General features: G+C 66.4%; 14 protein-coding genes. 10 read left to right on the forward strand and 4 right to left on the reverse strand.

Annotated features, from left to right (window positions below):
• Positions 1 to 403: 403 nt before the first annotated feature.
• Both galK and galT read right to left on the reverse strand, forming a co-directional pair.
• A complete protein-coding gene (gene galK / locus QMG83_RS12095; protein WP_283505660.1) occupies positions 404 to 1,564 on the reverse strand; it encodes a galactokinase in 1,161 nt (386 codons plus the stop codon).
• Complete coding sequence (gene galT, locus QMG83_RS12100; protein WP_283505908.1) at positions 1,561 to 2,652, reverse strand: galactose-1-phosphate uridylyltransferase; 1,092 nt, start codon at positions 2,650 to 2,652, stop codon at positions 1,561 to 1,563. Before galT ends, galK begins: the two co-directional genes overlap by 4 nt.
• 54 nt (positions 2,653 to 2,706) lie before the next feature.
• On the opposite strand from galT, the gene QMG83_RS12105 reads away from it, so the two are divergent.
• The 6 genes from QMG83_RS12105 to QMG83_RS12130 all read left to right on the forward strand — a co-directional run bounded on the left by QMG83_RS12105 (position 2,707) and on the right by QMG83_RS12130 (position 6,497).
• Positions 2,707 to 3,495, forward strand: a complete 789-nt coding sequence (locus QMG83_RS12105; protein ID WP_283505661.1) for a DeoR/GlpR family DNA-binding transcription regulator — start codon at positions 2,707 to 2,709, stop codon at positions 3,493 to 3,495.
• The gene (locus QMG83_RS12110; RefSeq protein ID WP_283505662.1) at positions 3,492 to 4,412 is read left to right on the forward strand and encodes an aldose 1-epimerase family protein; all 921 of its coding nucleotides are present in this window, start codon (positions 3,492 to 3,494) and stop codon (positions 4,410 to 4,412) included. The genes QMG83_RS12105 and QMG83_RS12110 overlap by 4 nt, the downstream gene beginning before the upstream one ends.
• A 3-nt stretch (positions 4,413 to 4,415) precedes the next feature.
• The gene (locus QMG83_RS12115) at positions 4,416 to 5,483 is read left to right on the forward strand and encodes a VIT1/CCC1 transporter family protein (protein ID WP_283505663.1); all 1,068 of its coding nucleotides are present in this window, start codon (positions 4,416 to 4,418) and stop codon (positions 5,481 to 5,483) included.
• Between the two features lie 17 nt (positions 5,484 to 5,500).
• Positions 5,501 to 5,914 (forward strand): pilus assembly protein CpaE, encoded by a 414-nt coding sequence (locus QMG83_RS12120; protein WP_283505664.1) that lies wholly within the window; start codon positions 5,501 to 5,503, stop codon positions 5,912 to 5,914.
• Between the two features lie 86 nt (positions 5,915 to 6,000).
• Positions 6,001 to 6,213, forward strand: coding sequence for a hypothetical protein (locus QMG83_RS12125; RefSeq protein WP_283505665.1), 213 nt, complete (start codon positions 6,001 to 6,003; stop codon positions 6,211 to 6,213).
• Entirely contained in the window at positions 6,213 to 6,497 is a 285-nt protein-coding gene (locus tag QMG83_RS12130) for a hypothetical protein (protein ID WP_283505666.1), read from the forward strand. The genes QMG83_RS12125 and QMG83_RS12130 overlap by 1 nt, the downstream gene beginning before the upstream one ends.
• A gap of 19 nt (positions 6,498 to 6,516) precedes the next feature.
• On the opposite strand, the gene QMG83_RS12135 is transcribed toward QMG83_RS12130, so the two are convergent.
• Both QMG83_RS12135 and QMG83_RS12140 read right to left on the reverse strand, forming a co-directional pair.
• Positions 6,517 to 7,200 carry a hypothetical protein gene (locus tag QMG83_RS12135; protein WP_283505667.1) on the reverse strand — a complete coding sequence of 228 codons (684 nt, stop codon included), beginning with the start codon at positions 7,198 to 7,200 and terminating at the stop codon, positions 6,517 to 6,519.
• Between the two features lie 87 nt (positions 7,201 to 7,287).
• Complete coding sequence (locus QMG83_RS12140; protein WP_283505668.1) at positions 7,288 to 8,538, reverse strand: PucR family transcriptional regulator; 1,251 nt, start codon at positions 8,536 to 8,538, stop codon at positions 7,288 to 7,290.
• A gap of 167 nt (positions 8,539 to 8,705) precedes the next feature.
• On the opposite strand from QMG83_RS12140, the gene QMG83_RS12145 reads away from it, so the two are divergent.
• The 4 genes from QMG83_RS12145 to QMG83_RS12160 are packed head-to-tail and all read left to right on the forward strand — an operon-like array spanning position 8,706 to position 14,353.
• Positions 8,706 to 10,457, forward strand: a complete 1,752-nt coding sequence (locus QMG83_RS12145) for an aldehyde dehydrogenase family protein (RefSeq protein WP_283505669.1) — start codon at positions 8,706 to 8,708, stop codon at positions 10,455 to 10,457.
• A gap of 47 nt (positions 10,458 to 10,504) precedes the next feature.
• Positions 10,505 to 12,091 (forward strand): AMP-binding protein, encoded by a 1,587-nt coding sequence (locus tag QMG83_RS12150; protein ID WP_283505670.1) that lies wholly within the window; start codon positions 10,505 to 10,507, stop codon positions 12,089 to 12,091.
• Positions 12,088 to 13,716, forward strand: a complete 1,629-nt coding sequence (locus QMG83_RS12155; RefSeq protein WP_283505671.1) for a GMC family oxidoreductase — start codon at positions 12,088 to 12,090, stop codon at positions 13,714 to 13,716. The genes QMG83_RS12150 and QMG83_RS12155 overlap by 4 nt, the downstream gene beginning before the upstream one ends.
• Positions 13,717 to 13,729: 13 nt before the next feature.
• On the forward strand, positions 13,730 to 14,353 hold the full coding sequence (locus tag QMG83_RS12160) for a hypothetical protein (protein ID WP_283505672.1): 624 nt from the start codon (positions 13,730 to 13,732) through the stop codon (positions 14,351 to 14,353).
• Positions 14,354 to 14,360 lie beyond the last annotated feature (7 nt).

The raw sequence follows: 14,360 nt of genomic DNA on the forward strand, positions 1-14,360 counted from the left end.
GGATTCACGCTGAAATTCCTCGAGGTCTTCTAAGACCTGCCGCCGTCTGGTCGCTCCTACTGGCGCTTACCTTCCGCCAGCTACCTTCGCCAGCTACCTTCGCCAGCTACCTTCCGCCGGCTACCTTCCGAAATGACGGAGATCTCGGTCATCGAGACATCCATGCCCCCGGAACTACGGGGGCGGATGCTCGGACTTCCGTCATTTCGGAAGCACGCGGAAGCTTCTGAGTGGCCGCGCGTCACCCGTAGCCCACGCGGTGCGCGGTGTGCGGTGCGCCATTTTCGGGATGTCAGTTGCGACTGATGTCAGTCTGAACTGACATCCCGTTTTTGGGGCGCGGGTCGGGGAGGCGTGGCGAAACTTGGCGCCCGCGCCCGCGCTCGGCGCGGGATGCCGCGGCTCAGCGGTCGCGCTGGGCGCCGTTCGATGCCGTGACCGTGAACATGGTCGGCTGGCCGAAGCCGTGCTCGGCGAACGCGCCATCTATGGCCACCTGGATGCGTGAGATTCCGGATGACGGCACCAACGCGATCGCAGCACCGCCGAAACCGCCGCCGGTCATCCGCGCCCCGATCGCGCCATTCGCCTGCGCGGTCTCGACCGCGAGGTCAAGCTCCGGAACGCTGATCTCGAAGTCGTCGCGCATGGACAGATGCGAGGCATCCAGCAGGGCGCCGATAGCCGTCGGGCCCTCGGTGCGCAGAAGCTCCACCGTGTCGAGTACACGCTGGTTCTCGGTGATGACGTGCCGCACGCGGCGGAACGTCTCGTCGTCGAGGATGGCACGGGCTCTGGGCAGATCATCGACGCTGAGGTCGCGCAGGGATGTGACACCCATCGCGGCGGCACCCGTCTCGCACGACTCCCGTCGGGCCGAGTAGCCACCGGTCGCGTGGGAATGCTCCACCCCGGTGTCGATGATCAGCAGCTCGAGCCCGGCCTCGGTGAAGCCCAGCGGAACAAGCTCTGAGTCCAGGCTGCGGCAGTCGAGGAAAACGGCGTGATCGTCGCGGCCGAGCAGCGACGCTGACTGGTCCATGATGCCGGTCGGGGCGCCGACCGCCTTATTCTCGGCGAGCTGGCCCGCCTTCGCGAGAGTCGGCCGGTCGAGGCCAAGCTGCCACACCTCGTCCAGGGCGACCGCGACGGCGCTCTCGATGGCGGCCGACGATGACAGGCCAGCCCCCACGGGAACCGTCGACTCGATGTAGAGGTCGACCCCGGGCACGGCGGCAAGATCCGCACCGGCCTCGCCGAGAGCCCAGGCCACTCCCATCGGGTACGCCGACCAGCCCTCCAGGCGCGACGGGCTGAGATCGGCGAGCGGGATGCCCGCCATTTCGTCCGCGAACTCACTCGCCACATTCATGACGGAGTCATCCCGCAGACCGAGCGCGACAACCGTGCGCCGGTTGATGGCAAACGGGAGCACGAAGCCCTCGTTGTAGTCGGTGTGCTCCCCGATCAGGTTCACGCGGCCGGGCGCCGACCATATGCCCAGCGGGGCATATCCATGAATCTGTTCGAAGCCCTGCGTGACGTCGTCCCTGATGTCGCTCATATGCGGCTGATGCCTTCCCTGATGAATGCGGCGGTCTGCTCGGGAAGAATGTCACCGATCCATGCGCCCATCGCGGCTTCCGAGCCAGCGAGGTACTTAAGTTTACTTTCCGCACGCCGGGGGCTGGTGACCTGCAGCATGAGCCGGATGTCGTCGCGAGCGACGGTCACGGGTGCCTGGTGCCACGCAGCGATGTAGGGCGTGGGGGTGTCGTAAAGTGCGTCGATGCCCCGCAGAAGCGTGAGGTACAGCCCCGCGAGTTCGGTTCGCTCGGCATCGTTGGTCGCAGCGAAGTCAGGGATGTGGCGGTGCGGCAGCATGTGCACCTCGATCGGCCAGCGCGCCGCGAACGGCACAAACGCCGTCCAGTGCTCGCCTGCCAGCACGACGCGCGCGGAGCCGCGCTCGAAGTCGAGGATCGACTGGAACAGCCCCGGGCCGAACTTCTCGATCGACTCGATGACGCGTTGCGTGCGAGGCGTGATGTACGGGTAGGAGTAGATCTGGCCGTGCGGGTGACGCAAGGTAACGCCGATTTCCTCGCCGCGGTTCTCGAACGGGAACACCTGCTGCACCCCGGGGATGGCGCTGAGCGCTTCGGTGCGGTCGGCCCAGGCCTCGATGACGGTCCGGGCGCGAGACTCGGTCAGGGTGCCGAACGATCCCTCGTGCTCGGGGCTGAAACAGACGACTTCGCAGCGGCCGATGGAGGGCAACGTGCGTCCGAGACCGACCTCGTCCAGCAGCGCGGGGTCGAACGCCTCGTGGGATGGGCCGAACGAGGGGGAGCGGTTCTCGAACACGACGACGTCGTAATTGCTCGGCACCTCCGACGGATTCGACGCTGTTGCCGGCGCGAGCGGGTCCTGGTCGGCGGGTGGAAGGAAGACGCGATTCTGGCGGGATGCCGCGATCGAAACCCATTCGCCGGTCAGGGGATCCTGGCGCATGTTCGCCGTCGCCGGCCGCGGGTCGAGCGTGCGGGCATCCACAGCGCGGTCCTTCGGCAGCGTGGAGTCCGCATCGTCGTAGTAGATGAGGTCGCGACCATCGGCGAGCGTGGTCGGGTGGGAGGTGATTCCAGCCATGAGCATGGCATTACGATATCGAAAGTACGCTTTCGATATCGGAGATAATCGTAAATGGCACTCTCGGCAACAGCACGGCGGCAGGAACTGGATCGGCTGGTCTCTCAGCGCGGGTTTGTGCGGGTCACAGACGCCAGCATCGAGCTCGGCGTGAGCGAAGTGACGGTGCGCGGCGACCTCAGCGCGCTCGAGCGGCGCGGCCGGCTTACCCGGGTGCACGGCGGCGCCATGCCGACCGGGGCTGCCGAACCAACGCTCGAGTCGGCGCTTGACCGCGACCGCGCCGCCAAGATCGCGATCGGTCAGGCCGCGGCGAGGCTGGTGTCGAGCGGGGACAGCATTTACGTCGACGCCGGCAGCACCTCGATGGCGCTCGCGATCGCGTTGGTCGACCGGCGCGACCTCCACGACGTTGTCGTCGTGACGAGCGGACTCACCATCGCGCTGGCCCTCGAACCGGCGATCCCGCGCCTGACGGTGATCGTGACCGGCGGCACGCTCAGGCCGCTGCAGCACTCCCTGGTGAGCCCGTTCGCGGCCCCGATGCTCGACACTCTCACGCTCGACATTGCCTTCATCGGCTGCAACGGCGTGCACCCGATCGAGGGCGTGACGAACATCAACATGGCGGAGGCCGAGATCAAGTCGCGGGTGCTCGCGCGCTCGCGCCGTGGCATCCTGCTGGCGGATGCCACGAAGCTGGGCCGCACGGCACTGGCCGCGATCGGCGGCATCAGCGACTTCCACACCCTCGTAACCGCGGGTACGGCACCCGGCACCGTGGTGGCCGACCTGCGCGCGGCTGGGATGACCGTCGTCGACGCCGATAAGCTGTCGGCGTGAATCAGCTACAGACCCCACCCACCGGCGAACAGTTCGAGATCACCCGCGAGGGAGCGACAGCGATCATCACCGAACTCGCTGCCTCGCTGAGGTATTTCTCGATCGACGGCACGGAGGTAGTCGAGGCGTACGCGGAGGATGCCCTGCCGTCGTTCGCGGCCGGCATTGTGCTGGTGCCGTGGCCCAACCGCATCGAGGACGGTGTCTGGTCCCTCGACGGGAAGCAGCTGCAGCTCGATATCACCGAGGTCGACAAGAACAACGCGATCCACGGGCTGCTGCGTAACACCGGCTATCGCCAGCTCGAACGCACCGAGGGGGCGGTGACGCTCGGCGCGACCGTGCACCCGCAGCACGGATACCCGTTCCACCTCGAGACGACCGTCAGGTACGAACTGGTTGACGGCGGAATGGATGTCACGCACACCATCAAGAACCTGTCGGCCGCGAAAGCGCCGGTTGCGGTCGGAACCCACCCGTTCTTCAAGATCGGCGATGTTCCCATCGAGCAGCTCGAGCTGACGGTGCACGCCTCCACCTACCTCGAACTGGATGCCAGACTCCTCCCGGTCGCGGAGCACCAGGTCGACGGCACCAGTTTCGACTTTCGCGAGCCGAAACTCGTCGGCGACCGAATTTTCGACAACGCGTTCGGGGCGGTTAAGACCGTGCACGGCGCCAGCGCAGAGCTGCGCGCCCCGGACGGCCGAACCGTTCGCCTGCTCCAGGACGACTCGCACCCCTACGTGCAGGTGTTCACCACCCCGAAATTCGCGAAGGTCAGCGGCTCTGGCCTCGCCATCGCACTCGAGCCGATGACGGCAGCGCCGAACGCCTTCAACTCGGGAGACGGCCTGCGCTGGGTTGAGCCCGGCGCGACCTGGACGCTCGGCTGGGGCATCCGGTATTCGGCCTAGGCGATGACGACGACCTCACGGCGCCCGTCTGACATCCGGCGCTGGCGCAGGTACCTCGCTGCGGAACGCGCGGAGGCCGCCGTGTACCGCGACCTCGCCTCGCGCCGGACGGGCGAGGAGCGCGACATCCTGCTGGCGCTCGCCGATGCGGAGGGGCGACACGAGCAGCACTGGCTCACGCTGCTCGGTGACGACGTCGGCAACCGCAAAACCGGCGACCCCCGCACCCGGCTGCTCGGGTTTTTCGCCAGACGCTTCGGGTCTGTCTTTGTGCTGGCGCTCGCGCAACGGGCCGAGTCACGCTCGCCCTACGAGGGCGACGACGATGCGACGGATGCGATGGCGGCGGATGAGCGCATCCACGAGGAGGTCGTCAGGGCACTTGCGGCCCGCGGTCGTCGGCGGCTTTCCGGCACGTTCCGGGCCGCCGTGTTCGGGGCGAACGACGGGCTCGTCTCCAACCTCGCGCTCGTGGTCGGGATCAGTGCCGCGGGAGTCGACAATCGCATAGTGCTGCTAACCGGGATTGCCGGCCTCCTGGCCGGGGCATTGTCGATGGCTGCCGGCGAATACGTGTCGGTGCGCTCGCAGCGAGAGTTGCTCGACGCCACCACAGAAAATCCTCGGGCCGGGGAGTCCGTGCGGTTCCTCGACGTCGATGCCAACGAGCTCGCACTCGTGTACCGGGCCAGGGGGATGACGGAAGTCGAGGCGAACATAAAGGCGCAGGAGCTGCTTGCGAGCAGCGACTCGACACCGACACCGACCCTGCGACCGCAGGAGCACGAGGCCGTCGGTTCCGCCTTCGGCGCCGCGCGCTCGAGCTTCTTCTTCTTCGCCTCCGGCGCGGTCATCCCGGTGTTGCCATACCTGTTTGGTGCCGAGGGCCTGCCTGCCGTGATCATCGCGGCCGTGCTGGTGGGGCTGGCGTTGCTCGGCACCGGTGCAATCGTGGGACTGCTGGCCGGGGCATCCCCCCTCAAGCGCGCGGTGCGACAACTGGCGATCGGCTTCGGCGCGGCCGGCGTCACCTACCTGCTCGGCCTTCTTTTCGGTGTGAGTGCAGGCTAGCCGCGCATAATCGAAGGATGATCTCGACTTCGCTTGCCCGTGCCCTCCGCGATTCCGGACTGACGTGGCGCCCCAGCGCGGGTGACGCCTTTCGCATCGACAGGGTCGAAGCGGACGACGAGGTCTACATCCTCAGCGATATGACCGTCGAAGCCCACGACTACGGCACCGGCGTCATTCTGGGTTTCAACGGCACGACCGAGTGGGCGCTCGATTCTGTTGCCCTCGAGGATGCGTTGTGGATGCCGCACGAACACCAACTCCGACAGTTTCTGGCGGGCACTTTCCGCTCGCTGACCGCCACCGCGGGCCCGGTCGTCGAGATCGAAATCGAGGGAAAAACGCATAGTTTCGGGTCGGATGACGCGGCGAACGCCTATGCGCGCGCGGCACTCTACCTCCTCGACTCTCTCGCTGTACAGGGGCCGTGATCATTCCGCGTTCGCGGGTAGGTTTCTGAGGGATCGCAACGTGGCGCTCACGTTCAGATAATTCCGCTCATGAATAGGAGTTCGATATGCGCCCCCAATACCTCATCGTCGCCGTCGTCGCTTTTGCCGCGTACGTGCTCGGCGCCAAAGCAGGCGAGAGCCGCTACAACGAGATCAAAAAGGCTGCTACTCGCTACTGGAACGACCCCCAGGTGAAGAAGGCGCGCGCGAAGGCCAAGAAGGCTCGCGACAAGGCCAGGAAAGCGACGAGCAAACACATCAACTCATTGTCTCGCTGATGACATCACGGTCGGCTGAGGTCCCGCGGCGTCTGATGCGCGCGGTCGCGTCTGGTGACGTCGCGGCGTTCTCCCGCCTGTACGACCTTCTCTGCGTTGCGACGTATTCGATTTTCCGACAGCACTTTCCCGTGCAGGAGCATGCCGATCTCGCCATGAACGACATGTGGATCTCCGTGTGGAGGAATGCACGCGCGCTCCACAGCCAGCCCGGAACGACAACGGACAAGATCATCGCGGCCGCCGAGGCTCGGGCCAGAGTGTCGATGGCTCCCGCCGCCTGAGGCCCGTCCTCGGGCCGCGCTAGCGCAGCGCGTTTAGGGTGTCGACGATAGCGAAAATGCCTTTTCGGTCGAACGAACCCTCAACGCCAAACGCCGCATGACCCACGCGGACGAGGAGCGGATCGGGGAAGGGGCGCACGTCCACCGATGCACCGTTCCGTGGGCGCCCCGCAGCCGACGTAAATGACACCGCCGAGACCTCCCCGATTTCCGACCACTCGATCAGGATGAGTTCCCGAGGCCGAAATCCGCCCGACCACACCGCGATACCGCGAGAGTCGACGACGGATACGGTCCAGCCTTCCGGCACGTTCGCGGTGTTGTCTTTGCGGTGCTGGTAGGTCTGGAGGTTGGGGTGGCCGGTGGTCTCGCGCAGAGCCATAAAGACCAGAGCGTCCGGCCGGGAGCGCCGCAACCGGGCGACCGCCAGACCCCGTAGCAGTGGCCCTCCACTCAGCCCGAGTAGCAGGAATGCCGCGCCGACGGTGGCGAGGGTCAGCGACGCATTCCACTGCTCATGAATCGTCGTCAGGATCACGCTGCCGCCCGCGAGGATCAGGCCCAACGCAGCCACGGTCGACGCGGCGATCGCGGCGGAACGCGCAGCGCGTCGCGCGCGTGCGGCTTTCAGCCTCGATGGGATGTCCTCGTGAGAGGTCGCGTCCACCTCGCGGATGAGGTGGACGATGTTGTGGCCACTCATTCGTGTTCCCTTACCGGTCCGGTTGTCACATAACGACAGTCACGATGATGGACTACCGGAGCCCGGTTGTGGGGAGCCTCGCCATCTCTAGGCGCTTCTGGGTGCCGCCCGCAGGGGGGCGCGCACGGGGGAGGCCCACAGACCGGCCAGGCGCACGGCTCGAAGTGCGGTGAACAGCTCGGCTGCCTGGGCTGGTTTCGACACGGAACGACCGGTCATCTCTGCGATTCGACCGAGGCGATGGAGGACGGTGTTGCGATGACAGTGAAGCTGCCGGCCGCACTCAGCGGTCGAGCCGTCGGTGGCGAACCAGCATTCGAGCGTATCGAGCAGCACCCGTGCATCGTCGTGGTCGAGCTCGGCCAGTGCGCCGAGTACACCGTCACGAAGCTCGGCAGCGTAGGCCGGCTGCGACACGAGCATGGTGTCGATGGGTGCTGCGCCGTAGAGGTGCACCCCGACCGCGGCGGGGGCGATGCAGCGCATCGCGAGGAGCGCCTGCCGCACGGCAAGAGGGGCGCGCTCGAGCGACTCTAGGGGCAGGCTGGTGCCGATTCGTGAACTGACGCTTCCGGAAAGGGCGTGCGCTGCGGCGGAGGGGTCGACACCCGCGCCGCTCCCCAGCAGCCCCAGATACTCGCCCTTCCATGGGGCCCAGGCTGAGCTGACCCCCATTGACCGCAGTCGTTCGATGATGGCGGGAAGCGGGTCGATGTCCGAGCGCCGCAGTTCGACCGCGAGCACGACATAGCTTGCCTGGTCGGGAAGACCGAGCGATCGCACCGCTCGACCGACGTCGCCCGAGAATTCGCCATCGAGGAGGGCGAGCAGCATGACGCTGTTGTTTTTCTGGTCTTTGCGGTCCCGTTCGTCCACGACTTCCCGATAGGTCTCTGCTGCCGCATTCGAGTACCGGTCGATGATGCCCCAGACGTCGGACGATGCGGCGAGCAGAGCGGTGGCGAGTTCGGGGGTCGTCGCCTTCGCCATTGCTGCATCCCAGAGGTGCAGGCCGGCGAGCCGGTAGGCGTGCAGCAGGCTCGCCATCGGGATGCCGTTCTCGGCCTTGACTCGGCCTGCGTGGCGGGGGGCGTCGAGCGAGTCGTTGATGCCCAGCAGGCACTGCAGGATCGCCTCGAGGTTGTCGTGCACGATACCTTCGAGCACGCCAGCGGCGAGCACGCTCTCGGCATAGTCATGCTCGCCATTGATGATCTGGTCGACGATGGCGTCTGACAGGTCGTCGACCGAGTCGATCATGCCCGAGAAGAGCTCGCGAGCGGCCTCCACCCTGGCGTCAGGGGTCGGCAGGCTCTGCGGCGCTCCATTGCGTTCCATGCGTTCAGTGTATCCGGCGGGCACCCCGACCCGTTGTGCGGCTGCACAATGACAGCGGCCGAAGTCGCAGCGGCGGCCTATCGCTATCAGCCGCCCGGGAGCCGAAACTGGGCTGATACCGCGACCCTGCATTTGGGTCGCCGTCAGGCAACAATCAAGGGAGATTGATGACTACCACCGAGCCCACGTCGAAGGTGCGGGCCGTTCCCGCGCTCGACCAGCAGCAGCGCGACGACCTCGATGCCACCATCATCGAGCTGGCCTCGGGGGCAGAGCGTTGGGCGGCCACCGCGCTTGCCGAGCGAGCCGGACTGCTTGCGGCTGTGCACGCAGCGATGACCGAGACCGCCCAGGAGTGGGCTGAGACTGCCGCCGCGATCAAGGGGCTGGATCCGTCATCCCAGCTCGTCGGAGAAGAGTGGATCGCCGGCCCGTATGCGAGCCTCGCCGGGGCGGGAACACTAGCCCATTCCGTGGCTGCGCTCGCTGCGGGAGAAAGTCCTCTCGCCAAGGCTCAATTCGGCTCGGCCCCCGGCGGTCGCATCACCATTCCGGTGCTTCCGAGGAACGGGCACGAATGGTTACTGCTGCACGGTTTCAGCGCAGAGGTATGGATGGCTCCGGGGCGTACCGCCGGCCAGATACGAGCCAGCGCCGGTCTCGGTGAGCTCACGCCGACAATCTCGGGCGGGGTGGGGCTCGTCCTCGGCGCCGGCAACATCACCTCGATCCCCCCGCTGGATGTGTTGTACGAGATCGTCGCGAACAACCGGTCGGTGCTGCTCAAGCTCAACCCGGTCATGGCAGACATGAAGCCGGTTTTCGATAAGGCACTGGCCCCGCTGATCGATTTTGGGGTGCTTCGCATCGTGCAGGGTGCCGGGGATGTTGGGGCGTATCTGACCCGGCACGACGGCATTGCACACGTGCACATCACCGGGAGTGCGGCGACCCACGATGCCATCGTGTGGGGAACGGGGGAGGACGCAGCGGCCAGGAAGGCGATCGGCGTTCCGCTGCTGTCGAAGCCCATCACAAGTGAACTCGGCGGAGTATCGCCCATCATCATCGTGCCGAGCGAGTGGACGACGCGCGACCTGCGCTACCAGGCCGAGCACGTCGTCACCCAGCGCCTCCACAATGGCGGATACAACTGCATTGCCGGTCAGGTTGTCGTGGTCAGCAGCAGCTGGCCGCAGAAGAACGCGTTCCTTGCCGAACTGCGCCGCGCCCTGGCGGCAGCCCCTCAGCGCCCCGCATGGTATCCGGGCAGCAATGGGCGGCTCGAGGCGGCCTCGGCCGCCTATCCGGGTGGTGAACGGATGGGTAAAGACGGCTGTCGCCTGCTAATCGACGTGAAAGCCGACGATGACGCATCCAACGTGATCACGACCGAGTACTTCTCCCCGGTGCTCGGCGTGGTGGAGGTGCCGGGCACGGGGCAAGCTTTCCTCGACGCCGTCGTCGCGCTCGCCAACGACGAATTCGTCGGAACCCTCGGTGCCAACCTGATCGTCGAGCCCAGGGTCATCCGGGAGCTGGGCAGCGGATTCCTCGACGCTATCGCCCGACTGCGCTACGGCACCATCGCCATCAACGCGTGGACCGGTCTCGGCTTCCTCACCGCGACGGCATCGTGGGGTGCCTTCCCGGGTGCCACGATCGAGGATGTGCAGAGCGGCATCGGGACCGTGCACAACGCGCTGCTCATCGATCGGCCCGAGCGCACCGTCGTTCGCGGACCGTTCCGGCCGTTCCCGCGATCGTTTGCGCACGGTGAGTTCACGCTGTTCCCGAAACCCCCGTGGTTCGTCCAGGCGCGTTCCGCGGCCACCACGGGCCGTCGCCTCGCCGGGTTCGCGGCCAAGCCGTCCTGGCTCAAAATGCCGGCGATCTTCCTCGCCGCCTTCCGCGCGTAAGCGTCGCATTCCCCCACCGATCATCCAGAACAAGAAGGCGAGTCGCCATGTTCAGCAGTCCTTTCCCCGACGTCGAGATCCCGGATCTCAGCGTGTTCGACTACCTCTTCGGGTCGCTCGACGGCGCATCCGCTGACCGCGTTGCCCTCACCGACGGCGCGACGGGGGAGACCACCACGTACGGCGAGCTCGTTAGTCAGGTGGAAGCGGTGGCGGGCGCGCTCTCCGCTCGGGGCATCGGAGTGGGTAGCGTCGTCGCGCTGCACTCCCCGAATCGTCCGGCTTTCGCGGTGGCGTTCCATGGGATCCTGCGATCGGGGGCGACGGCAACGACGGTCAATGCGCTATCCACGGCCGGGGAGATGGCGACGCAGCTCGCCGACTCGAAAGCGGTCGCGATCATCGCCGCGGATGCCCTGTTCGCCGTTGCCGCTGAAGCTGGCGCGCTCGCTGGGGTGCCGGCCGACAGCATCCTCAGCCTCGGGGAGGTCGAGGGGCACCAGAGCCTCGCCGATCTGGTCGGTGAGGCGCGCACAGCGCCCGAGGTGACGTTCGATCCGGCGACGCACCTGGCGGTGCTGCCATACAGTTCGGGCACGACGGGGAAGGCGAAGGGCGTCATGCTGACGCACCGCAACCTCGTGGCGAACGTCGCACAGTCTGCGCCCATCGTCGGTGTCTCTGCCGACGATCGCGTTCTGGCCGTGCTCCCGTTCTTCCATATCTATGGCATGACCGTGCTGCTCAATATCGCTCTCGCGCAGCGGACGACCCTGGTGACGATGGGGCGATTCGATCTCGCCGAATTCCTCCGTCTCATCCAGTCCGAACGCGTCACCTACGTCTTCATTGCTCCTCCCATCGCGGTGGCGCTGGCGAAGCATCCTCTGGTCGCCGAATACGACCTGACGAGCCTGCGCACGGTGTTCTCCGGAGCGGCGCCCCTCGATGGCGTCATCGGAGGTGCGGTGTCGGAACGCCTGAACTGCGAGGTGCTGCAGGGCTACGGGATGACCGAAATGAGCCCGGTGTCACACGCCATGCCCCGAGGTCGCACCGACATTCCCCTGAACTCGGTCGGACTCACGGTGCCGAACATGCAGTGCCGTATCGTCGACCCGCTCACCGGTGACGACATCGACGTGCCGACTGAGGGTGTGAGCGAGCCCGGCGAACTGCTGTGTCGCGGGCCGAACATCATGGTCGGCTACCTCGGCAACGACGAGGCGACCCACGCGACCCTCGACGCCGACGGATTCCTGCACACCGGCGACATCGCGACGGTCAGCGCAGAAGGGTACGTGACGGTCGTCGACCGGCTCAAGGAACTCATCAAGTACAAGGGATACCAGGTGGCGCCGGCAGAACTCGAGGCGTTGCTGCTCGGCCATCCGGAGATTGCGGATGCCGCGGTCATCGGCGTGCTGGATGCGGACGGCGAGGAGGTGCCCAAGGCGTTCCTCAAGCTGCAGCCCGAGTCGACGATCACCGGAGACGAGGTCATGGCGTGGGTGGCCGAGCGGGTGGCACCGCACAAGAAGGTACGTCAGGTGGAAATGATCGACCTCATCCCGAAGTCGGCGTCAGGCAAGATCCTGCGCAAGGATCTTCGGACACAAGGAGCACCAGCATGAACACCAGCACTGAAGTGTTCGACTACATCGTCGTGGGCGCAGGATCGGCGGGGGCTGCGGTCGCCGCTCGCCTGACCGAAGACGCGAGCATCACGGTGCTGTTGCTCGAGGCCGGCGGGGGTGACGACAAGCAGGAGATCATCATCCCGGCGGCGTTTCCAAAGCTGTTCAAATCGGATGCTGACTGGAATTACCAGACCGAGCCGCAGGGCGAGCTCGAGGGGCGTTCGATTTACTGGCCTCGCGGCAAGGTGCTCGGCGGTTCGTCCTCCATCAACGCGATGATGTGGGTGCGCGGATTCGCGGCCGACTACGACCACTGGGCGACGCTCGCTGGCGCCGACTGGTCGTACGAGGCATTGTTGCCCTACTTCCGCAAGGCGGAGGCGGTCGAGGGCAACACCGATCCGGATCAGGGCACGGACGGTGCGGTGTCGATCTCGCATCAGCGCAGTCCGCGATCTCACACCGCGACCTTCCTTGAGGCTGCGGTTGAGGCTGGCCTGCCCCTCGTTGCTCCGAACTCGGCGAACCCTGAAGGGGTGAGCCAGACGATGGTGAGCCAGCGCGGCGGCATGCGGCACAACACTGCGGAGGCCTACCTCGCACCGGCAGCCGAGCGCGCCAATCTCGTGGTTCGCACCGGGGCTCACGCCACTCGCGTGCTCTTCGAGGGATCACGCGCCGTGGGCGTCGAGTATCTCAGCGATGGTGCCACGACCTCAGCCTCGGCGCGGCGCGAGATCGTGCTGAGTGGGGGAGCGGTGAACACGCCCCAACTGCTCATGCTGTCCGGTATTGGCGACGCCGACCATTTGCGTGCAGTCGGCATCCCCGTGCTCGTCGATGCCCCCGAGGTGGGCGCGAACATGCGTGACCACCTGTTCGCGGCGCTCGCAGTGGATGCCGACGACGACACCCTCTTCGCGGCAGAGACGGAGGAGCAGCTCAGCGACTTCGTCGCGCAGCAGCGTGGCATGCTTACCTCCAACGTCGCGGAGGCCTACGGCTTTGTCAAGACCGACCCCACACTGGCGCATCCCGACATCGAAGTACTGTTCGCCGCTGTGCCGTACATCGGCGAGGGACTTGTCGCCGCCCCCCGGCACGGCGTCAGCGTCGGTGCGATTCTGCTGCGGCCCAAGAGCCGTGGCAGCGTGCGGCTCGCATCCTCCGATCCGCTTGCCAAACCACTCATCGACCCCAACTACCTGACGGACGCGGACGGTGACGACCGCGCCACGCTGCTCGCCGGGCTCGAGGTGTGCGAGCGCATCCTTGCCGCGAAAGCGTTCGCGCCGACGCGTGGCGATGGGCGGTTCATCCAGCCAGCCGGATCAGATGCGCAGGCTCCTGCCGATCGCGACGCAACGGTGATCGACAAGTTTTCGCAGACCCTCTACCACCCGACGAGCACCGCCCGGATGGGATCGGATCCTGGATCGGTGGTCGACCCTGAGCTGCGCGTTCGAGGGGTGCAGGCGCTTCGCATCGCCGACGCGTCGATCATGCCTGAGATCATCCGCGGCCACACCAACGCGCCATCCATCATCATCGGTGAGAAGGCGGCCGACCTGCTGCTCGCGTCAGTGCCGGCCGTCGAGAGCGCGGCTCTGGCTCATTGAATCGCGTGCAGAGATGAAGATCGCGCTTCACCGCTCCTCCACCAGACGCAGAATCACGGTCGCGGCCAGGGTCGCTCTCGCGACCGGCGGCGGTGTGAACCAGCGGCTGGTGAGCGATGTGTGTGAGCAGGTGGGGCTTCATCCGCACGCGTTCCGGTCGCTGTTTCCCACCGACGACGTTCTGCTCGATGCGGTGAACGAACTTCTGGTCGAGGAGTGCGCGGAGCGGCTTCGGGGAGGGGTCTCGGCATTCGCGCCGACAGGCGGCGATTCAGGATGCGCGGAGGCTGCGCTCGCGCTCGCGCGGTCCTGGCCGCTCGACCGCAGCGCGATGATCATCCGTGCCGACCGCAGATTCCGTGCCCTGCACAGGGGTGAGGGCGATCGCACGGTAACCGCTGCCGAGCGTCGGTTCGTGGAGGTTCTCACCAGCGTGTTCGACCTGCTTCTGCTCAAACTCGACCGCACATTCAGCTGGAACCCGACTCTGGCCGTTCGGGTGATTCTCGACACCTGGGAGCGATCGTTCGAGGCGTGGCTTCTCGACGGGCACACCGAGTCGACCTTCTCCCAGTCTCCCTACATCGCCAGGACGCTGCCGGCCCTGCTCGAGCAGGTCAGCGAACCCACGTCGTAGTCGGTTT

Origin of the sequence: Salinibacterium sp. G-O1, from assembly GCF_030063305.1 — a bacterium.
Lineage (GTDB): Bacteria > Actinomycetota > Actinomycetes > Actinomycetales > Microbacteriaceae > Rhodoglobus.